The 20,585-nt window shown below is 41.4% G+C and carries 18 protein-coding genes; 8 read left to right on the top strand and 10 right to left on the bottom strand.

Annotated elements, in window-relative coordinates:
* The first annotated feature begins 109 nt into the window (after window positions 1-109).
* The 4 genes from IDJ75_RS06740 (at window position 110) to IDJ75_RS06725 (ending at window position 4,779) form a co-directional block, all read left to right on the top strand.
* Complete coding sequence (locus IDJ75_RS06740; RefSeq protein WP_191174806.1) at window positions 110-787, top strand: ABC transporter ATP-binding protein; 678 nt, start codon at window positions 110-112, stop codon at window positions 785-787.
* A 13-nt stretch (window positions 788-800) separates the two neighbouring features.
* Window positions 801-2,147 (top strand): TolC family protein, encoded by a 1,347-nt coding sequence (locus IDJ75_RS06735; RefSeq protein WP_191174805.1) that lies wholly within the window; start codon window positions 801-803, stop codon window positions 2,145-2,147.
* A gap of 110 nt (window positions 2,148-2,257) precedes the next feature.
* Entirely contained in the window at window positions 2,258-2,860 is a 603-nt protein-coding gene (locus IDJ75_RS06730) for a porin family protein (RefSeq protein ID WP_191174804.1), read from the top strand.
* A gap of 155 nt (window positions 2,861-3,015) precedes the next feature.
* On the top strand, window positions 3,016-4,779 hold the full coding sequence (locus tag IDJ75_RS06725) for a glycoside hydrolase family 9 protein (RefSeq protein WP_191174803.1): 1,764 nt from the start codon (window positions 3,016-3,018) through the stop codon (window positions 4,777-4,779).
* A gap of 11 nt (window positions 4,780-4,790) precedes the next feature.
* On the opposite strand, the gene IDJ75_RS06720 is transcribed toward IDJ75_RS06725, so the two are convergent.
* Together IDJ75_RS06720 and IDJ75_RS06715 are read right to left on the bottom strand one after the other, a co-directional pair.
* Entirely contained in the window at window positions 4,791-5,903 is a 1,113-nt protein-coding gene (locus tag IDJ75_RS06720) for a DUF3667 domain-containing protein (protein ID WP_191174802.1), read from the bottom strand.
* A 21-nt stretch (window positions 5,904-5,924) separates the two neighbouring features.
* Window positions 5,925-7,184 (bottom strand): nucleoside permease, encoded by a 1,260-nt coding sequence (locus IDJ75_RS06715; RefSeq protein ID WP_191174801.1) that lies wholly within the window; start codon window positions 7,182-7,184, stop codon window positions 5,925-5,927.
* A gap of 160 nt (window positions 7,185-7,344) precedes the next feature.
* Between IDJ75_RS06715 and IDJ75_RS06710 the strand changes: the two genes are divergently transcribed.
* Window positions 7,345-7,953: a porin family protein gene (locus tag IDJ75_RS06710; RefSeq protein ID WP_191174800.1), complete on the top strand. Its 609-nt coding sequence runs from the start codon at window positions 7,345-7,347 to the stop codon at window positions 7,951-7,953.
* Between the two features lie 99 nt (window positions 7,954-8,052).
* On the opposite strand, the gene IDJ75_RS06705 is transcribed toward IDJ75_RS06710, so the two are convergent.
* The 4 genes from IDJ75_RS06705 to IDJ75_RS06690 all read right to left on the bottom strand — a co-directional run bounded on the left by IDJ75_RS06705 (window position 8,053) and on the right by IDJ75_RS06690 (window position 11,101).
* Window positions 8,053-8,424, bottom strand: a complete 372-nt coding sequence (locus tag IDJ75_RS06705) for a hypothetical protein (RefSeq protein WP_191174799.1) — start codon at window positions 8,422-8,424, stop codon at window positions 8,053-8,055.
* Between the two features lie 183 nt (window positions 8,425-8,607).
* Complete coding sequence (locus tag IDJ75_RS06700; RefSeq protein WP_191174798.1) at window positions 8,608-9,207, bottom strand: bifunctional nuclease family protein; 600 nt, start codon at window positions 9,205-9,207, stop codon at window positions 8,608-8,610.
* 29 nt (window positions 9,208-9,236) lie between these two features.
* Complete coding sequence (locus IDJ75_RS06695; protein WP_191174797.1) at window positions 9,237-10,214, bottom strand: electron transfer flavoprotein subunit alpha/FixB family protein; 978 nt, start codon at window positions 10,212-10,214, stop codon at window positions 9,237-9,239.
* 146 nt (window positions 10,215-10,360) lie between these two features.
* Window positions 10,361-11,101 (bottom strand): electron transfer flavoprotein subunit beta/FixA family protein, encoded by a 741-nt coding sequence (locus IDJ75_RS06690; RefSeq protein WP_191174796.1) that lies wholly within the window; start codon window positions 11,099-11,101, stop codon window positions 10,361-10,363.
* A gap of 75 nt (window positions 11,102-11,176) precedes the next feature.
* Here IDJ75_RS06690 and IDJ75_RS06685 point away from each other — a divergent pair, with 75 nt between their 5' ends.
* Entirely contained in the window at window positions 11,177-11,521 is a 345-nt protein-coding gene (locus IDJ75_RS06685) for a tetratricopeptide repeat protein (protein WP_191174795.1), read from the top strand.
* Between the two features lie 122 nt (window positions 11,522-11,643).
* On the opposite strand, the gene dnaB is transcribed toward IDJ75_RS06685, so the two are convergent.
* On the bottom strand, window positions 11,644-13,212 hold the full coding sequence (gene dnaB, locus IDJ75_RS06680) for a replicative DNA helicase (protein ID WP_191174794.1): 1,569 nt from the start codon (window positions 13,210-13,212) through the stop codon (window positions 11,644-11,646).
* A 281-nt stretch (window positions 13,213-13,493) separates the two neighbouring features.
* On the opposite strand from dnaB, the gene rlmB reads away from it, so the two are divergent.
* Window positions 13,494-14,264, top strand: coding sequence for a 23S rRNA (guanosine(2251)-2'-O)-methyltransferase RlmB (gene rlmB / locus IDJ75_RS06675; RefSeq protein WP_224746504.1), 771 nt, complete (start codon window positions 13,494-13,496; stop codon window positions 14,262-14,264).
* 129 nt (window positions 14,265-14,393) lie between these two features.
* Here rlmB and IDJ75_RS06670 read toward each other — a convergent pair whose 3' ends face one another.
* Window positions 14,394-15,479, bottom strand: coding sequence for a mannose-1-phosphate guanylyltransferase (locus tag IDJ75_RS06670; protein WP_191174793.1), 1,086 nt, complete (start codon window positions 15,477-15,479; stop codon window positions 14,394-14,396).
* A gap of 242 nt (window positions 15,480-15,721) precedes the next feature.
* Here IDJ75_RS06670 and recQ point away from each other — a divergent pair, with 242 nt between their 5' ends.
* Window positions 15,722-17,914 (top strand): DNA helicase RecQ, encoded by a 2,193-nt coding sequence (gene recQ / locus IDJ75_RS06665; protein ID WP_191174914.1) that lies wholly within the window; start codon window positions 15,722-15,724, stop codon window positions 17,912-17,914.
* Between the two features lie 86 nt (window positions 17,915-18,000).
* On the opposite strand, the gene IDJ75_RS06660 is transcribed toward recQ, so the two are convergent.
* Both IDJ75_RS06660 and IDJ75_RS06655 read right to left on the bottom strand, forming a co-directional pair.
* The gene (locus IDJ75_RS06660) at window positions 18,001-19,905 is read right to left on the bottom strand and encodes an OmpA family protein (protein WP_191174792.1); all 1,905 of its coding nucleotides are present in this window, start codon (window positions 19,903-19,905) and stop codon (window positions 18,001-18,003) included.
* A 39-nt stretch (window positions 19,906-19,944) separates the two neighbouring features.
* The gene (locus tag IDJ75_RS06655; protein ID WP_191174791.1) at window positions 19,945-20,568 is read right to left on the bottom strand and encodes a 7-carboxy-7-deazaguanine synthase QueE; all 624 of its coding nucleotides are present in this window, start codon (window positions 20,566-20,568) and stop codon (window positions 19,945-19,947) included.
* Between the last annotated feature and the right edge of the window lie 17 nt (window positions 20,569-20,585).

Raw genomic sequence — 20,585 nt, 5'->3', positions numbered from 1 at the left:
AAAAATCAATTACTTATAACTTTGGTATGCTATTCATGCTTCAATACCAAAATCAGTTTAAGAAATTGCAACAAAATAACTCAGTAATTCATTAACACAATAATTAAACATGTTATCACTTCAGCATATTTCAAAGTATTACCAGGTAGGCGGGAACAAGAATTTCGTCATAAACGACATTAGTCTGGATATTGACGAAGGCGAGTTCGTTTCTATTATGGGCCCATCAGGTTCGGGCAAATCAACCTTGCTGAACATTATAGGTATGCTTGATGAGCCAACCGACGGTTTCCATTACTTTGTAGACCAAGCCGTACACCAGTTAAAAGAAAAACAACGTTCGGCGTTATATAAGCAATATATCGGCTTTGTTTTCCAGGCGTACCATTTAATAGATGAGCTTACCGTTTATGAAAACATCGAGACCCCGCTGATATACCAGGATGTAAAAGGATCTGAGCGTAAAGCGATGGTTGCAGATATGCTGGATCGTTTTCAGATAGTTGGTAAAAAAGATCTTTTCCCGGCGCAGTTATCAGGCGGCCAGCAGCAGTTGGTGGGTATAGCCCGCGCTTTAATTGCCAAACCTAAATTATTACTGGCCGATGAACCTACCGGTAACCTTAACTCAAAACAAGGGGAGGAGATCATGGAGCTGTTTCGTAAGCTGAACAAAGAAGATGGCGTTACTATCATCCAGGTAACCCACTCTGAAAAAAACGCGGAATACGGTACGCGTATTATTAACCTGCTGGACGGAAGGGTGGAATCTTCCAGAACACTTTGAACTACAACACAAAATGCGATACTTTAAAATTTTACTTTTTAGCTTAATAACATTATCGCCGGCACTGGCACACAGCCAGGCGGTTGATACCGTACTAACCCTGCAGCGATGCATTGATATAGCCGTAAAAAACAACCTTGATGTAAAGCAAAGCGAATTGAAACTGCAAAGCGCCAGGGTTGATAAGAACCAGGCTAAAGAAAACCTGCTGCCTTCCATAAACGGGCAGATTGACCACGGTATTAACAATGGCCGTAGCCTTAACCAGGTTGACTATACTTACGTTAACGCATCTACAAAATTTGCCACCTATAATGCCAATGCTAACCTGACCTTATTTAGTGGTTTACAAAACCTAAACAAAATAAAGCAAACCTCACTTGCGTATAAAGCGGGCGAGATGGACCTGCAGCAAGCTAAAGACCTGGTAACCATAAATACCATTACTGCTTATTTACAAGTGCTTAATAATACCGAAGCGCTTTCGCAGGTGCAAAACCAGGTAGAGGTTTCTAAACAACAGCTTGACAGGTTGGGTATCTTAGAAAAACAAGGTGCCAATAAACAACCTAATGATTATTACGATGTGAAGGGAACCTATGCTGATAACCAGGTAACGTATGTTAATGCAAAGGCAACGCTGCAAACTTCAAAATTAAACCTACTACAGATCCTGAATATTCCATACAGGCCCGAAATAAGATTTGAAAAAATAAACGGAACGGAAATATTGCCACAAACAGGGACCTCCGATGAGATCTATCAAACAGCTTTAGCACAATTAGCGTATGTAAAAGCCGCTACTTTAAGGCGCCAGAGCGCTGAAAAAGGCGTTTCGGCAGCTAAAGGTGCTTTGTCGCCAACGATATCATTATTTGGCGGTTTAAACACAACTTATTCCAGCGCTACAAAAGTAAGTGATACCAATCCGGCTACCATACCGTATAGGGATCAGTTAAACAACAACTTCAATAACAACTTTGGCGTAACTGTAAGAATTCCAATTTTAAACTATTGGCAAAACCGTAATAAAATAACGTTAGCGAAAATTGATCTGCAGAACTATAAGTATATCGAGGAAAACACAAAAATACAGCTACGCCAAAACGTTGAGCAGGCTTTTTTAAACATGAGCAACGCTTTAGAAAGGTATAATGCCCTTCAAGAACAGGTTAAAGCTTACAAGGAATCGTTCAGGATAGCTGAAATTCGTTTTAACGCCGGTGTGCTAAACTCTGTAGAATATGTACTGGCCAAAAACTATATGGACAGGGCAAACCTGAACCTGATAAACGCCCGCTACGATTGCTACATCTACAACAAAATTTTAGATTATTACCAGGGACATTTGGCACTATAAAACCTAATATATATCATGGTGAAAATATCCGGCATACATAAAAGTAGCCGGATATTTCATTTTAAAACAAAATGTATCTTTGTCCGTTAACCTTAAAATCAACAAAAGCCATGAAAAAACTATTACTCACTTTAGGGATATTTTTAGCTGTAACGGCGGTATCAAAAGCACAAATATTACCAAAAGTACAGGTTGGTATTAAAGGAGGCGTTAACTTATCAAGCCTGTCAAACACATCAGGTACATTCAGCGCCGATAACCGTGCCGGTTACCTTGGCGGTATTTGGGCAAGGTTTGGCGCATTAGGCTTTAATTTTCAGCCTGAGCTTTATGTTACCAGCAAAAATGTTAATATCAACTCAAGCAACGGTCCATCAAGCAATGCGAAATTTACAAGTATTGATGTGCCCTTATTATTAGGCGGGAAAATTGGTGCCTTTGGCTTAGGCGGCAGGTTTTATGCCGGCCCACTATTGTCATTCGCTATAAATAAAGATAATAGCTTCGGATCTGCAGTTGGCGGTGCAACCAGGTTCGATTACAAAAGCTCAAATTTTGCTTTAACAGCAGGGGCCGGTATTGACATCAGCAAGATCTCTATTGATTTGCGTTACGAAGCGGGTTTAACGAAACAAAACTATTTTGATGGCTCTACTAATTACAAAACGCGTGTAAGCTTATTTAACCTGAGCTTGGGGTACGCGTTTTTATAAGCAAACCAAATAATATTATAAAAGGCCTGTGCGTTGCACGGGCCTTTTATGTTAGTGCAATAGAGTATTGCAATTGGCGCACTAGTTGTCAATATAGTATTATGGTTTTATGCCGGGTGCCCTTATATTAGCCTTACATCATTAGCCTGTTAAATATGAATCATAAGCGTTTAATAATTATATTATTACTGGTTACCGTAGGTTTAGGTCGGTCGCAAATATTTGCCCAAATAGAGTTGGCGGGTAATGCGAATATCCGTTTAAACCAAATTGGCTTTTATCCAAACGGTGCTAAAATAGCAATACTTACTTATACAAAGCCGGGTAAGTATTATGTCCAAAACGCCAACAAAAAAACAGTGTTTACGGGCGAATTAAAACAATCATCACAGCCGGCTTTTTCAGGTAAGTATACTTTTATTGCTGATTTTTCGGCCTTTAACATACCAGGGAAATACAGGGTGTACGATCCGGAAAGCGGTTATTCTTATCCTTTCACCATTCAGCCGTCTGTGTTAAAACCTATAGCCGATGCAAGCATCAAAGCTTTATACTTTCAGCGGGCGTCAATTGCTTTGGATGAAAAGTACGCCGGTAAATGGCACAGGGCAGAAGGGCACCCGGACGAGAAAGTGCTGATACATCCATCCGCAGCAAGCGATAAACGGCCGGCAGGAACAGTGATATCAAGTCCACGGGGTTGGTACGATGCCGGCGATTACAATAAATACATCGTAAATAGTGGTATCAGCACAGCAACATTACTTTCACTTTATGAGGATTTCCCTGCGTACATGAAAACTGTGCAGCTAAATATCCCCGAAAGCAGCAATCAATTACCAGATGTGCTTGACGAAATACTATGGAACCTGCGCTGGATGCTCACCATGCAAGATCCTAACGATGGTGGTGTATACCATAAGCTTACAAACGCCAATTTTGATAAAATAGTAATGCCTGATAAAGCTAATGCAGTGCGTTATGTGGTACAAAAAAGCACCGCAGCTACACTCGACTTTGCCGCTGTTATGGCACAGGCATCGCGCATTTTTAAGAAGTTTCCTGCTCAGGTACCCGGTTTGGCTGATTCTTGCTTAAACGCGGCCGAATTGGCTTGGCAGTGGGCAATAAAAAATCCGGCTGTAATTTATGACCAGGATGAGATGAATACCACATTCAGCCCTAAAATATCCACGGGCGCTTATGGTGATAAATACTTAAGTGACGAGTGGTTTTGGGCAGGAGCAGAACTTTTTGTAGCTACGGATAAAGATGAATACTACAGTAAAATTAAAACGGGTAAAAATAACGGGATCAGTATCCCTGCATCGTGGGCGAAGGTGAAGCTTTTGGGCATTTATACCTTGGCACAACACGCTGCCTTGCAAACAGCAGACAACCCCAAATTAGCAGAAATGGAGGAACTCTTGTTAAGCTTTGCCGACAACCTTATTGAGGGTGCAGACAGCAACGCTTACCAAACAGTAATGACAAAAGCGCCCGCAAAGTTTCAATGGGGGAGTAACGGTGATGCAGCCAATCAAGGAATACTCCTAATAAAAGCTTACCAGCTATCGCGCAATAAAAAATACCTTAATTATGCATTAGGTAACCTCGATTATATTTTGGAACGGAATGCTGCGGGATATTCGTATGTTACAGGGTATGGCAGTAAAACACCTATGCATCCGCACCACAGGCCATCTATTGCCGATGGTGTAAAAGAACCGGTACCGGGATTATTATCAGGCGGGCCTAACCCTGGCATGCAGGATGGCGTAAAATTAGTATCTGTAGTTCCCGATGAAGCTTTTATTGACGACGACCGCTCATACGCCACAAATGAGATAGCTATTAACTGGAATGCACCTTTAGCCTATCTGGCAAATGCCATACAGGCATTACAAAAAGAGTTATAGGCTAAATAGCTTTATACAGATGTGATAGCGGTAATAACAAGTATTATAAAAGCAGATAGGCTAAAACCTAATGTGTACATAATTGACACTCCAATTATTTTGCTTACGGTGCGCCATCTGCTTCGGTTATAAACAACTCGTAACGAGCGATATATATACCATATAATAGTGAAATTGGCCGCAGCCTGTAAAATATTTGTAACAGTTCCCCAGCTATCCGGTAACAGCATATTTAACAATATAATTACCGTTAAAAACAAAAAGATATAACAATGCAGGTGTATGGCATAAATAATATGCTCTACATAAAGTTTATGGTTTTTCCAGAAAGCTATTTTTAAGATAAGCGCAAACAAGGGCAGTAATAAAAACATCATTTTTGGTGCATTGTGCTTTAAACCCTCCGTTAAAACCTCTTTAGCATTTTTCCCCTGGTTTTTCCAATCGTAGTTCTTTTTTATAAGATAACGCTCCAACATATTATCCCTGTCTTTGTCAGATAGTTTAGCCTGGTTAGCTAAATATTCATCATATGTTGAGAATTTATCTACATTATCATCACCGTAAAATGTAAACCCGCTATCATTATCTGTTTTGCTGACCTTTGCCTTTGGGGAGCCTTTTTCAATATCTGCATTTATCTCTTTGTCAATTGTATCTGGTAAATAGGCCTTTAGCTTTTCGCTAATTGCTTTCTTTTGCTCAAGGGTAAGATCTAAATTTGAGTAAATGCCTTTATTGGTCGCAGTATTATCCTTGCTATTTGCTTTTTGTTCGCTGCGCTTCTCATCTTTTACCTTTTGGTTTTCATGTTTGTTACCCTGAAAGAAAAACACAAAAAACACCAAACTGATAAAAATGTACATTTTAACCGGGTGCAGGTATTGTGCGCGGCGGCCTGCAAGGTATTCGTTGGTGAGATGACCAGGTTTTAAAAAAAGCGGCTTTAATGTATGGAAAAACTGATAATCGAAATGGAAATAATCGCTTATGGCATGGTTTAACATATGGCCAAAGCTCTCTTTCATTTCCAGGTTTTCCTGCCCGCAATTATGGCAAAATTTACCCTGTAAGACGGTTCCGCAATTCAAACAATCATTCTCCTTACGGTAGTGCTTTTTCATCAGTTTAGGATGTATGTGAGTTTAAGCGTTTTCTATAGCGTGTTTAAGTGCAGCATTGTGTTTATACCTGAATACAAACGGGAAAATAACTGCAATAACCAAGGCATAAGCCGCAAATGTAAGCCATATGCCATGCCAGTTCTTACCCTGATCAGCAAGAGTGAAATATTTATCGATGATAAAGCCGCTTGCAAAACTGCCAAATAATGCGCCGAAACCGTTTACCATCATCATAAACAGGCCTTGCGCGCTGCCCCTTATTTCGGGAGTGGTTTGTGTTTCCACAAACAGCGAACCCGAAATGTTAAAGAAATCGAACGCCATACCGTATACAATACATGATAATACGATCATCCATAAGCCGTTTGCCGGGTCGCCAAAGGCAAATAAGCCAAAGCGCAACACCCACGCCAACATACTAAACAACATTACATACTTAATACCAAATTTACGTAGGAAGAAGGGGATTGCCAGGATAAATAAAGTTTCTGAAATTTGCGATATTGACATAATAATAGCCGGATATTTAACCGGTACCAAGTCTTTATAAGCAGGTATTTTAGCAAAATCGTGTATATAAGTATCGCCGTAGGCATTTGTAAGTTGTAAGGCTGCGCCTAACAATAATGAAAATGCAAAGAATATAGCGAACCTTGGTGTTTTAAACAACGCAAAGGCGTTTAAACCTAAAAGGTTAGCAAACGATTTGTTACCTGTTTTAATAGCAAACGGCCTGCACTTTGGTAACGTGAACGCGTAGATACCTAAAGCCAGCGATATGGCAGAAGCAATATAAAATTGATTTGACGAGGTTTCGTTGTGGGTTAAGCTTACTGTCCAAAGTGCTACAATAAAGCCGATGGTTCCCCAGATACGTATAGGCGGGTATTCTTTTACAATATCAATGTTACTGTTTTTTAACGCCGAGTATGCTACTGTGATAGATAGCGATAAGGTAGGCATATAAAACATCATATTTAACAACAACACCCAAAAAAACGTGGTTGGGTCTTGTACAAGAGGTAATGAGAATAAGGTTGCAGCACCCAAAATATGCATTATACCGTATAGCTTTTCGGCATTGATAAACCTGTCAGATATAATACCTGTTATAGCCGGCATAAAGATAGATGCAATACCCATAGTGGAGAAGATGGCTCCGAATTGCGCCCCAGACCAATGTTTGTTTTGAAACCAGTACGCACCAATGGTAAGCAGCCAGGCTCCCCATATAAAAAATTGCATAAAATTCATCAGTATTAAGCGAAACTTAATATTCATACAGCACTGGTTTAACAATTAATAGTTATAAAAAATAAAGGCTGAAAATAGTGAAATAAAGCGATATGGGAAAGGTGTTAGCCTATAAGATTTAAAGCCTTTTTTTAGAGGGTTTTATGCCCGAAAATGTTATCTTCGCGCCCAAACTAAGTCACAATTTATGAATAAATTTTTTACTACAGTACTTGTACTATTGGCTGTATCTACTACAGCATTCTCACAATCAAAAGGCGAAACTAAATTTGGTGTTAACGTTGGTTTAAATTTTGCCAATGTAACCGCCAGCGGTATGACCAATGATGATTACAGAATTGGTTTCAATGCAGGCGTTTATGCCGATCATTACTTTTCTGACAGCTGGAGCCTTAAGGCAAAATTAACCTACGACCAAAAAGGTTGGGACAAGGGCTTTATTAACACAGGTGGTGGTAATGTAATTACCAATTACCAGGTGGATTATCTTACTATCCCGGTTTTGGCTAACTGGCATTTTGGGCGGACAAAAAATTGGTATTTAAATTTTGGCCCGTATGTTGGCATTTTGCTGAAAGCAAAAGAAACAGCAGGTGGCATGGACTTAAAACCTCTTTTCAGCTCAACAGATTTTGGTGCCGACCTGGGTATTGGTGTAAAATTCCCTGTTGCTGCAAAAACAAAACTGTTTATCGAGCTTAACGGCCAGGGTGGTCTTACTGATATTTTTAAGAACAATACAGGTTCTACAGTAAGGAACACGCTATCTGCCGTTAACATTGGTTTTGAATTCTAAGAAACTTTTTATTATTGAAAAGAGAAGGGCCCCGGTTATTATCGGGGCCCTTTTTGCGTTAGGAAGAGGTTGAAATTAAATCAATGTTGTTAAACAATTTTATCGTCTGTATTCTCCTGAAGAATTTACCATATTAGGACCTACCTTAACGTAAAAATTAGAAAAAGTATAACCGTTTGCAGTTTGAACTACGGATGAAAAGACATTGTAAGCGTTACTTGCAATTAAGTTATTAGCACTATCGTAAACGTTTACATTTAAAATAGTTTGTGGTGTTGGGTTGTACTGAACGTAAACTGTGTAATTGTTAGGGTAAGTACAGGTGCTGCAACTTAAATTAAAAATAGGTTTCTTTAGTTTAAGTACAGTTTTAAGTGTTTTAACCGGAGGTTTGGTTGCTTTAGCCTGGCTAAAATCAGTAACCCCGGTAATTAATACCATTGCTAATAATACGAGTAAGATCTTTTTCATGATAATTTGTTTTAGTTTAACACCAAGTTAAATATTACCAAGTATTAAAACAATAAAAATATATCAATAATTAATATATTCTAAATTATTTCATATTAAGCACATCGTATGGGCAATTTAACAGTTGACACCCAATAGTATCAACAAAAAAAGGATACCGTTCTGGTATCCTTTTTTGTTGATTTATGACGACTTTCTCTTGGTGAGTTCGTCTCGTATTTTGGCTGCTTTTTCATAAGCTTCTTCGGCAAGTGCCTGTTGCAGTTTACTTTTTAGTTCATCCTCACTTAGCGAAGCATATGTACCTGCTGCTGATGAATGTGTTTTTTCCTCGGGTGTTTCGTTAATATTTTCAAGGTAAACAAAATCGTTGCCTTCAATTACTATCCCCGCGCTTGATAGGATAAACTCGTAAGTATAAATAGGGCACTCAAACCTTACCGATACTGCAATAGCATCAGAGGTACGCGCATCTATCTCCACTATTTTTTTACCATCACTGCAAATAAGCTTTGAGTAAAAGATGCCGTCAACCAGGTTGTAAATAATGATCTCTTGCACAGTAATATTAAATGCCTGGCCCAAGCTTTTAAACAAGTCGTGAGTAAGGGGCCGGCTCGGGGTCATTTTTTCTATCTCGATAGCAATAGCCTGTGCCTCAAAACTACCTATAATGATAGGTAGCCTGCGGCGGCCGCTAACTTCGCCCAACACTAAGGCATATGCGCCCGACTGTGTTTGGCTGTAGGACAGACCTACAATATCCAGCTTAATCTTTTTCATGTCATTACCCATCACGGCGATATATTTTTTTAAGCTGATGCTTTGTACTCTTTAACTGCAGCAATTAATTTTGGCAATACTTCAAAAGCATCGCCAACAATGCCATAATCAGCTACCTTGAAAAACGGCGCTTCGGCATCTTTGTTTATAACCACAATAACTTTTGATGAACTGATACCTGCAAGGTGTTGTATTGCTCCCGAAATACCTATCGCAATATACAAATTTGGACTGACAGCAATGCCTGTTTGGCCAACGTGTTCGCTATGTGGGCGCCATCCGGCGTCTGATACCGGTTTTGAACAGGCTGTGGCCGCGCCAAGCAAGTTGGCAAGATCTTCAATCATGCCCCAGTTTTCAGGCCCTTTCATGCCACGGCCTGCTGACACCACGATCTCTGCATCAGGTAATGAAACCTTATCAGTAGAGCGTACAATATCTTTGATCATCTCTTTAAAGTCGGACGCTTTAGCTTCAACGCTAAAATCTTCAACCGGCGCCGCCGAACCGCTTTCAACTACTTTATAAGAATTTGGTGTAAGTGCAATAACTTTATTTGCTGAGGTTAATTCAACCACGGCAAACGCTTTGCCGGAGAAGGCTGTTTTTTTAACCGTAAACTTACCGCCATTTTGCTCAGGCAGTGCAACTGCACCATCTGCAACACCAGCCTGCAGCTTAACACCTAAACGGGGGGCAAGGCCACGCCCGCTGAATGAATTTGAAATCACAACAATATCTGCACCATTGGCCTTTGCTGCTTCGGCAATAACCGATGCGTATGCCTGGTTCACAAAATTCTTTAGTTTATCGTTGCTTACGTTTAAAACCTTTTCGGCGCCGTATTTGCCAAGTGCAGCCAGGTCTTCTTTGGCAACATAGCCAATAGATATGGCTATAAGGGTTGTGTTATTTTGGCCGGCAATTGCTTTGGCGTATGATACTGCTTCAAAAGTTGATTTTTTGAATTTACCGCCCGCATTCTCCGCGTATATTAAAACTGACATATATGAAATATAGTTTAAGCGAATTAAGAATTAAGAGTCAGGAACCAAGACATTTGTATTATCGCACAATAACAGCTAAAATAAACATGTTTCTCTTGATTCTTGACTCTTTTTATCCTGATTCCTAGTTTATAAAATCCTTTTTATTAAATAACCCTTGCTTCTGTGTGTAACAGGTCAACCAGTTTGGCAACATCATCTGCCGAAACTAAATTCACCTGGCCGCGTGGGGCAGGGGTTTCATAACTGATGATCTCTGATAAAGTTTGCACCTCAACCGGTTCAACTACAGCCAACGGTTTTGTACGTGCGCTCATAATACCACGCATGTTTGGTATTTTTGGCTCGGCAACACCTTCGGCACAACCCGCTACAAATGGAAAGGGAATAGTTAATACTTCTTTGCCGCCCTCAATCTCGCGCTCTACTGTAGCTTCACTATCTGTCGCATCCAGTTTTTTGATAATGGATACAGATGGCAGGTCTAACAGTTCGCCCAGCATACCGGCAACTTTAGAGCCGTTATAATCGATAGATTCGCGACCTGTCAATATCAGGTCGAACGGGTTGGCTTTTACATACTCAGCTATTTGGTAAGCCACGTACCAGGCATCATGCGGTTTTGCATTAATGCGTACGGCATCGGTAGCTCCAATGGCTAATGCTTTACGAATGGTGGCTTCGGTATTGGCTTCGCCAACGTTTATAACGGTTACACTGCCTTTGCCGCCATCTGTTAATTCAATGGCGCGTGCAAGGGCAATCTCATCGTACGGGTTAAGGATAAACTGAACACCATTTGTATTAAATTGGGTGTTATTATCAGTAAAGGTTATTTTTGTCGTAGTATCCGGAACATTGCTGATACATACCAGTATTTTGCTCATTATAATTGGTTTATATTTTTACAGGTATTAGTAATTAGGATACTGCAAATTTAGTTAAAAAAGAGAGAGTTTAAAATGGAGATAAGCAGATTAGATAAGCTGTTAGCGTTTATACAGAACGAACCCGAAGATGAATTTTTAAAATATGCGCTGGCTACTGAATACCTGCGACTTAACGATAGCGAAAAAGCACTGAGCTATTACGAAGACCTGGTGAACAACCACCCAAACTATACTGGCACCTACTACCATTTAGGTAAACTGTATGAAGCCCTTAACCGTAAAGACGACGCGATAAGCACTTATGAGAAGGGAATGGAGATAACAAAAGCCAAACGCGACATGCACGCTTTTAGCGAACTGCAGGCCGTTTACCGCTCGGCCAAAGGCTTTGAGGAAGATGACGAAGATGACTATTAAGAGAGTTAAGATAATAAGAATCAAGAGCCAAGACTTAGAAAAAAGAAATCCCGTTTAATGTTAAACGGGATTTCTTATATGCAGCTCTGTCTTGATTCTTACATCTTGACTCTAAAGTCTTTTTAAAACGGTGGTTCATCATCAATATCATCCATCCGTGATGGACGGATAATAAAATTACTTGGCTTGCTGTCAAAATCAGGTGATGGGTTAAGGCCTGTAAAGGCATTGCCGCCTGCTGCCGGGAAGCTATCCATCCCCTGGTCAAGATCCTGAAATTTAACGTATTTACCAACAAATTTCAATCGTACGCGGCCCGTTTCGCCATTACGGTGTTTGGCTATAATAACCTCACCAACACCCTGGGTAGGGTTGTTATCCTCATCTACGTCCAAACCATAATACTCGGGGCGGTAAAGGAACAGTACCATATCCGCATCCTGCTCTATTGAACCAGATTCACGTAGATCCGATAGCATCGGCCTTTTTGAACCACCCGGCCTGTTCTCAACCGCACGGCTTAATTGCGACAGCGCAATTACCGGTACGTTCAATTCTTTTGCCACGGTTTTTAATGCACGCGATATACTACCAATTTCTTGTTCGCGGTTACCACCTCCGCCTTTACCCTCAGCTTTGCCTTGCATTAGCTGCAAATAGTCGATGATGATGAGCTGGATATCGTGCTGAGATTTTAAACGGCGGCATTTAGCGCGGAACTCAAATATGTTTAGTGATGGTGTATCGTCAATAATTAAAGGGGCGGCCTCCAGTCGACCAATTTTGGAGTGGATCTGTTGCCATTCCCATTCTTCCAGTGTACCCTTACGTATCTTTTCCTGCTCAATTTCGGTTTCGCCGGATATTAAACGATTAACCAATTGAACAGACGACATCTCCAGCGAGAATACTACTACCGGCTTATCAAAATCAACCGCGGCGTTCCGGGCGCAGCTTAATACAAACGCTGTTTTACCCATTGCAGGGCGGGCAGCGATAATCACCAAATCGGATTTTTGCCAGCCCGAGGTCATCCTGTCCAGATCTGTAAAGCCGGATGCAACACCGGTTAAACCGTCTTTCTTATCTTTTAAAGCTTCAATATCTTTTAAAGCCTCATGTACCAGGTCGTCCATTTTACGCGAGTCTCGGCGGAGATTGTTCTGGGCTATCTCAAAAAGGTTTTTTTCGGCCTTATCAAGCATTTCCAATACATCGGCGCTATCCTCATATGCCATGCTTATTACATCTGTTGAGATGCGGATCAGCTCGCGCTGAATGTATTTTTGGATGATAATACGTGAGTGGTACTCAATATTGGCAGCTGATGCTACGCGATTGGTTAATTCGGTAATATAGTATGCACCACCTATCATTTCAAGCTCGCCTTGCTGGCGTAGCTGTGCTGTTACTGTAAGAATATCTACGGGCGATGTTTTTTCAAAAAGTACGGCTATTGTGCTGAATATTTTTTGGTGCCTTACATCGTAAAAAACCTCAGGTTTAAGTACGTCAATTACTGAAGATAGCGCATCTTTTTCGAGCATTAAAGCACCTAAAACAGCTTCTTCCAGGTCGAGCGCCTGTGGCTGCAATTTGCCGTTTGCCGGATAAGATGGGGTGGCATTTGTAAACCTGCTTTTACGGTCGGTATTTTGTTTGTAATTAGGGCTATCGTTCTCGAAATTCATAACTCAACAAAAATATATAAAAAATGTTCCCGCCTGTTTTTAAATCGCTAACAAATGAGTTATTAACATAATGAAAACATTATCAGCACTATAAATTTCGGCGCCGGTAATTAACATCGTATGTTTATAACGTGTTAATAACGTTATAAGTACCTCATTTACATATATGTTTATAAGTATTGTACATTGTTAAGTATTATCAACAATACCCAAACCGAAGTAAGTTCAATAACCGTTAAATCAGTTAATTTAGGTACTTTTGGCGAAATAATTTTAAAGAAATGGCATATAATTCTAAACCTCCGCCACGCGAAAGCAATCAGATGGTTTTTGGTATAAGGGCAGTGATTGAAGCGATATTGGCAGGTAAAGAGATTGAGGCTTTGTACATACAACGCGGACTGGGCGGCGGCTTACTAAATGAGCTGCGCGATGTAACCAACGAATATAACATAACCCCGCAGCAGGTGCCGGTTGAAAAACTGAACCGGATCACCATGAAAAACCACCAGGGTGCTATTGCTTTCATATCGCCTATTATCTACCAAAAAATAGAAAACATTATACCCGACGTTTTTGAAAGGGGCGAGGTGCCTTTAGTTTTGGTGCTGGATAGCATTACTGATGTACGCAACATGGGTGCCATAGCCCGTACGGCTGAATGTGCCGGTGTGCATGCTATTGTGATACCTGCAAAAGGTTCGGCACAGATAAACCCCGATGCTATCAAAACTTCGGCAGGTGCATTGTACAAGATCCCGGTATGCAGGCACGATAATTTTATGCAAACCGTAAAATTCCTCCAGGAATCGGGCTTGCAACTGGTTTGCTGCACCGAAAAAACCAACGATTATATCTATACACCGGATTACACTGCCCCAACGGCCATCATCATGGGATCGGAAGAGGACGGCATCCGAAATGAGATCATCCGTATTAGTGACCATCTGGCCAAGATCCCGATGTTTGGCGAGATAGAATCACTTAACGTATCGGTATCAACCGGGGTGATCTTGTATGAGGCCATAAGGCAACGCCAGGCAGTTAAATAGATATAAGAAGTCAAGAATCAAGATCCACGACCGGAAAACAGGAAAGCCCGACTATATGTTAGCCGGGCTTTCTTATATCTTGACTCTTGATTCTAAAAATCCTGACTCTCCTTTTACCTGACTCTCCTTTTAAATGTATTTTGTGCCGAACTTATTTTTCACATCGGCAACTACCTGCTTAACGTTTTGCTCCTGGTCACGCGGGCAGATGAGCAGGGTGTTGTTAGCTTCTACCACAATGTAATCGTGCAGGCCTTGCAGTATCACCAGCTTTTCGCCGGGTACATTTACCATGCAGTTACTGCTATCGTACATAATTACTTTTTCTGCGGGGATAACAGCGTTACCTACGTAATCTTTATCGGCCAGCTGATAAATAGATGCCCAGGTGCCCAGATCACTCCAGCCAAATTCTGAGGGTAGTACGTATACGTTTGATGCCTTCTCCATAATACCGTAATCGATAGAAATATTTATACAGCGCTGGTAAACCTTGTGCACAAATTCCTTTTCATCGTCGGTATTGTATACGGAGCGTGCTTCGGCAAATATCTCGTGCATTTCGGGCAGGTGGCTGTCAAATGCGGCTACAATAGTTTTAGCCGACCACACAAAGATCCCTGCGTTCCACAAAAAGTCGCCGCTTTGGATAAATGTTTTGGCAATATCAACAGTTGGCTTCTCGGTAAAGGTTTTTACTTTATGGAAATCCTCGTTCAGGGTTTGGTCTGTGTATTGGATGTACCCGTAACCGGTATCGGGGCGTGAGGGCTTAATACCCAGGGTTATCAGGCAATTATTTTTCGAAGCAGTTTCTAATGATTTTTCTATAGTAGCAATAAAAGCCGTTTCGTCAAGTATCAGATGGTCTGAGGGCGCTACAACAATAGCGGCATCAGGGTTCATGCTTTCTATTTTGAAACAGCCATATGCCACGCAGGGCGCCGTGTTGCGCATTACAGGTTCGGTTAGTATCTGCTGATCGTCCATATCAGGCAACTGTTTTTTAACCAGGCCCGTATAATTCTCGTTTGTTACAACGTATATATTTTCTTTTGGGCACACCTTAAGGAAGCGCTCGTAAGTATTTTGTATGAGTGTTTTGCCGGTGCCCAGTATATCTATAAACTGTTTTGGATGCGATGTTCTGCTGATTGGCCAAAAACGGCTACCGATTCCGCCAGCCATAATAATTGCATAATAGTTTTTATTCATTATATAAGTTGTAGATTTTAATTTGGCAAACCCATGCTAAATATGTGCATTAATTTGTAAATTTAATATCAGGTAAAACTAAAATATTTAATTGTGGATTTTACCAATTCTAAAAGCGATAAATAAACAAATTGTTTTTAATCAAATAATCATTTTAGTATAAAATTTTTAACGAAACGCATCGTTTATTTATAAATTTTTGTTATTTTGAACCATAATTCCAAACGCACAAGTAAATAATGATTGAGACTAAAAAGTCGCTTTTTGATAACCTGCAAAATTTTTTCGGGTTTGATAACTTCAAAGGTGAGCAAGAAGCGATCATAACGAACATCTTAGCGGGGAACGATACTTTTGTGATTATGCCTACCGGTGGCGGCAAATCCATGTGTTATCAGTTACCTGCCTTAATGAGCGAGGGCACAGCGATTGTGATCTCCCCGCTCATCGCCCTGATGAAAAATCAGGTAGATCAGCTAAGGGCCTTCGGTGGTTCAGACAGCATTGCACATTTCCTAAACTCCTCGTTAACAAAAGCAGATATTTTAAGGGTTAAAGACGATGTATTAAGCGGCAAAACTAAATTACTTTATGTTGCGCCCGAGTCATTGACCAAGCAAGAGAATGTTGATTTTTTAAGGTTGAACCAGGTATCGTTCGTTGCCGTTGATGAGGCGCATTGTATATCTGAGTGGGGGCATGACTTCCGCCCCGAGTATCGCAAAATACGCCAGGTAATCAGTAATATAGGCGATGATATCCCTATTATTGCCCTTACCGCTACCGCAACGCCAAAAGTACAGCAGGATATCCAAAAGAACCTGCAAATGAATAACGCCACGGTTTACAAATCATCTTTTAACCGCAGCAACCTGTTTTATGAGGTTAGGGCCAAGCGCAATGCTATAAAAGAGATCGTTAAATTTGTAAAGCAAAACCAGGGCAAATCCGGTATCATCTATTGCCTTAGCCGTAAAAAGGTTGAGGAAGTAGCCGAGGCCCTAAACCTTAACGGTGTAAAAGCATTACCATACCACGCGGGTTTAGACCCTAAGGTACGCGCCGACACGCAGGACAAGTTCCTGATGGAGGATGTGGACGTTATTGTGGCTACCATAGCATTTGGTATGGGTATAGATAAACCCGATGTGCGTTACGTGATACACCATGATATGCCTAAAAGCATGGAGGGTTACTATCAGGAAACCGGACGTGCCGGCCGTGACGGTGGCGAAGGCGTATGTGTGGCATTTTACTCGGGCAAGGATATTGATAAGCTGCAAAAGTTTATGAAGGATAAGCCCGTTGCTGAACGGGAAATAGGTACGCAGATACTGAAAGAGGTGATAGATTACGCCGAATCGTCTGTATGCCGCCGTAAACAATTGCTGCACTACTTTGGCGAGAATTTTAACGAAGCTGGTTGTAACAACATGTGTGACAACTGCTGTGGGCCAAAAGTACATTTTGATGGCGAAGAACACCTGCACAGAGCCTTAAGCCTTATTAAACAAATAGGCGAGAAGTTTGACGATTGCCATATCATCAATATTTTAATGGGCAAGGATGATGCCCAGGTTAAGAACTACGAACACGATAAACTGGAATATTTTGGCTCCGGCAAAGAGCAGGGCGAGAACCTTTGGAACTCGCTGATGCGCCAGGCACTGCTAAACAACTTCCTGTCTAAAGATATTGACCAGTACGGATTACTGCATTTAACAAAAGCCGGTAATTCGTTTATAGAGAACCCTTATAGCATCCGTTTCCTGTTGAACCAGGAAATGGGCCCAACAGATGATGATGACACCGAGGATGGCCCTAAACAGGGCGGAGGTGCCTTAGATACCGAACTGCTGCAGATGTTGAAAGACCTGCGTAAAAAGCTGGCCAAACAAAAAGGCCTGCCTCCGTTTGTTATCTTCCAGGATCCATCGTTAGAGGAGATGTGTACGCATTATCCAATTAACACCGAGGAGTTAAAACAGATCTCGGGTGTAGGAGCAGGCAAAGCGTTGAAATTTGGCGCGCCGTTCATCGACCTGATCAAGAAATACGTTGAGGATAATGATATTGACCGCCCGGTAGATATGGTGATCAAAAGTGCCGCCAACAAATCGGCCCTTAAGGTTTTCATTATTCAAAACATCGACAGGCATTTAAACCTTGATGATATAGCTGCTTCAAAAGGCCTTACTTACGAGGAAATACTGAAAGAGGTAGAAACCATTGTCAATTCGGGCACCAAGCTTAACCTCAACTATTACATTGATGAAATGATAGATGAGGATAAGCAAGAAGAGGTTTTCGATTACTTTAAATCGGCTGAGGTGGATTCTATCGACGACGCCCTCGCTGAACTTGGCTCTGACGATTACACCCGCGAAGAGGTGCAGTTAATGCGCATAAAATTCCTGTCGGAAGTAGGGAACTAACTCGAAAGCAGAAAGTCCAAAGCTAAAAGCTTGCTTAAAAGGCTCGCCGGCTTTAGACTTTCTGCTTTTATCTTTATGCTTTCTTCTTATTTGGCTATGATCATAAACTCCGTACGCCTGTTCTGCGCACGGTTTTCTTCTGAAGAATTGGGCATTATTGGCTGATCTTCGCCGTAACCTTTATAAACTAACCTTGTGGCAACAATTCCGTTTGCCGAAAGATATTGATAGACCGCATTGGCGCGTTTTTCTGACAAGGCCACATTAGCCAGATGCGTACCTACATCATCCGTATAACCCGATATCTCTATCCGTACGGTTTTATTCAGTTGTAAAAACTCTATCAGTTTTTGCAGCTCGGCTTTAGATTCGGCTTTCAGTTCAAATTTATTGGTATCAAAAAAGATGTTCTTTAATATCACCTTATTGCCTACCTCAATAGGCGATAACTGTACAGCAAGGTTAAACGCTTTTTTATCTTTAAGCCCAATCAGCGAAAAATTATCCGAGTAAAACAGGTAGCCTTCCCTTGATATATTTAAACCATAATTTTTCCCTGCGGACAGTGTAGCCAAAAACTCACCCGCATCTTCCGAGCTGTAATCCTGGTACACCGGAGTATTCTTTTGCAGGTCTATGATCTCTACAGCCGCCTCTAACGGTGCTTTGGTTTTTTTATCAGCAACTGTACCCTTTACATAAGTTACGATGTTAGGGCGCAGGTTAGCGGGCAATTCAAAGGTGTAAATATCATATCCGCCAAAACCTTTTAAGTTATTTGATGAGAAAAATGCAGATGAGCCATTCGCTGTAAGCGTTAAGCCATTTTCATCACCGCTTGAATTAATAGGATAGCCAAGGTTCCCGGGTTTCTCCCATTTACCATCCTTACCGAGGCGGCTTATAAAAAGATCTTTACCGCCCATGCCCGGCCAGCCATTGCTGCAAAAGTAAAAGGTACTATCATCCGGGTGTATAAAAGGTGATTGCTCATCGTAAGCTGTATTGATCTCGGGGCCCATGTTTTCCGGCGCTCCCCAGCCTTTATCGGTCAGGTTTGATTTCCAAATGTCATAACCGCCATAGCCGCCTTTACGGTTGCTTACAAAATACAGCGTGCGCCCATCCGCACTAATAGAGGGTTGCGCTTCCCAGCCGGAAGTGTTGACAGGGGTACTCAGGCTAAATGGTTTTGCCCAGTCGTCGCCTTTTTTCTGGGCTATATAAATATCGCATCTACCCAAACCATCGGGCCGGTTACAGCCTGTAAAGAACAGGTATTTACCATCCTGCGAGATGGATTGGGCACCTTCGTTGTAGGCAGATGTATTAATTATATCACTAAGATATACAGCACTTTGCCACTTACTATTTAACTTATCACTTTTATAAAAATCTTCGTTATTATCTATCTTACGGGTAAATATAAGGGTGCCTTCATCGGCCGTGGCAACAGGCAAATACTCATCTGCTGCCGTATTAATTTCGGGCCCCATGTTTATGGGGACAAAGGCTACCGGGTGGGTTAATGCCTGTATGCTAAATTTACAATCTGCTATTAGCTTTTGTGCATAAGCCATATTTTGCGCTGTAATGCCGGGATAAGTAATATATTTTTCCAGGTGGCGCAATGCCGGCTCATACATGGCGCTACTGATCTCGCAATCGCCAACTTTTAAATAAACAGATCGGTTGTATTCCGGGTCGAGCTCAATTACTTTTAAAAAATGCGTTACAGCAGGCTGGTACATACGCCGCATGCGTAAAACATCGGCCAACTGGGCGTGTGCCTCAACAAATTTCTTATCAATGTCAATGGCTTTTTCCAGTTGTGCTATGGCCTCATCATACAAATGATCATCAAGGTTTTGGTTTGACAGGGCGTAATACTTTATAGCCTCCTCATTTGTAGTTGAATACCGCCTTTGCTGGGCATAAACATTTACAGACAGTACAACCAATAAAAAAAGCAGAATATAGATTTTAAACATTAGTAACTGATACGATAACCAATATACTAAGTTACACTATTACGGGATATTTAAGTATTTATGGGTTTGCAGTGATATTTCCCACTGTGGGTTGGCCATTACATAATCAACAATAAGCGGGGTCATCTCGGCATGTTTTGACCATTCGGGCTGTAGGTACAGCTTACAATTTGGCCCAACCAGCTTAGCATGGTGCTCGGCAAATGCAAAATCAGATTTGTTGAAAATGATCACCTTTAGTTCATGTGCTTTATCGGCAACCTGTTGTGTAGGGGCTTTAAACTTTTTGGGCGACAGGCAAATCCAGTCCCAGTTACCCGAAAGGGGGTAAGCGCCTGATGTTTCAATAAAGGTTTTAATGCCCTTTTGCTGCAGGTTTTGGGTCAGGTAGTCAAGATTATAGATCAGAGGCTCACCACCGGTTACCACAACAGCTTTTGAAGGAAATTTTGTAGCGTTATCTACTATAGCATCAGCAGCGGTAAGTGGGTGCAGTTCGGCATCCCAGCTTTCTTTTACATCGCACCAGTGGCAGCCCACATCGCAGCCGCCAAGGCGGATAAAGTAGGCTGCTTTGCCTGTGTTATATCCCTCTCCCTGTATCGTATAAAACTCTTCCATTAAAGGAAGCAACGTGCCATCTTCCGGAACCTGGTGTGCCATAATAAGGGCGCAAAGGT

The organism is Mucilaginibacter rigui, assembly GCF_014773275.1.
GTDB classification, from domain to species: domain Bacteria; phylum Bacteroidota; class Bacteroidia; order Sphingobacteriales; family Sphingobacteriaceae; genus Mucilaginibacter; species Mucilaginibacter rigui_A.
The sequence above is the reverse complement of the archived record's forward strand: the minus strand, read 5'-3'. Positions and strand labels throughout refer to the sequence as shown.

Coding starts and splice junctions, on each gene's coding strand:
- dnaB (WP_191174794.1), bottom strand. CDS start 13,212: ATGAATTTCGAGAACGATAGCCCTAATTACAAACAAAATACCGACCGT.
- IDJ75_RS06730 (WP_191174804.1), top strand. CDS start 2,258: ATGAAAAAACTATTACTCACTTTAGGGATATTTTTAGCTGTAACGGCG.
- rlmB (WP_224746504.1), top strand. CDS start 13,494: ATGGCATATAATTCTAAACCTCCGCCACGCGAAAGCAATCAGATGGTT.
- IDJ75_RS06705 (WP_191174799.1), bottom strand. CDS start 8,424: ATGAAAAAGATCTTACTCGTATTATTAGCAATGGTATTAATTACCGGG.
- IDJ75_RS06715 (WP_191174801.1), bottom strand. CDS start 7,184: ATGAATATTAAGTTTCGCTTAATACTGATGAATTTTATGCAATTTTTT.
- IDJ75_RS06740 (WP_191174806.1), top strand. CDS start 110: ATGTTATCACTTCAGCATATTTCAAAGTATTACCAGGTAGGCGGGAAC.
- IDJ75_RS06720 (WP_191174802.1), bottom strand. CDS start 5,903: ATGAAAAAGCACTACCGTAAGGAGAATGATTGTTTGAATTGCGGAACC.
- IDJ75_RS06670 (WP_191174793.1), bottom strand. CDS start 15,479: ATGAATAAAAACTATTATGCAATTATTATGGCTGGCGGAATCGGTAGC.
- IDJ75_RS06710 (WP_191174800.1), top strand. CDS start 7,345: ATGAATAAATTTTTTACTACAGTACTTGTACTATTGGCTGTATCTACT.
- IDJ75_RS06655 (WP_191174791.1), bottom strand. CDS start 20,568: ATGGCACACCAGGTTCCGGAAGATGGCACGTTGCTTCCTTTAATGGAA.
- IDJ75_RS06695 (WP_191174797.1), bottom strand. CDS start 10,214: ATGTCAGTTTTAATATACGCGGAGAATGCGGGCGGTAAATTCAAAAAA.
- IDJ75_RS06700 (WP_191174798.1), bottom strand. CDS start 9,207: ATGAAAAAGATTAAGCTGGATATTGTAGGTCTGTCCTACAGCCAAACA.
- IDJ75_RS06690 (WP_191174796.1), bottom strand. CDS start 11,101: ATGAGCAAAATACTGGTATGTATCAGCAATGTTCCGGATACTACGACA.
- IDJ75_RS06685 (WP_191174795.1), top strand. CDS start 11,177: ATGGAGATAAGCAGATTAGATAAGCTGTTAGCGTTTATACAGAACGAA.
- IDJ75_RS06725 (WP_191174803.1), top strand. CDS start 3,016: ATGAATCATAAGCGTTTAATAATTATATTATTACTGGTTACCGTAGGT.
- IDJ75_RS06735 (WP_191174805.1), top strand. CDS start 801: ATGCGATACTTTAAAATTTTACTTTTTAGCTTAATAACATTATCGCCG.
- IDJ75_RS06660 (WP_191174792.1), bottom strand. CDS start 19,905: ATGTTTAAAATCTATATTCTGCTTTTTTTATTGGTTGTACTGTCTGTA.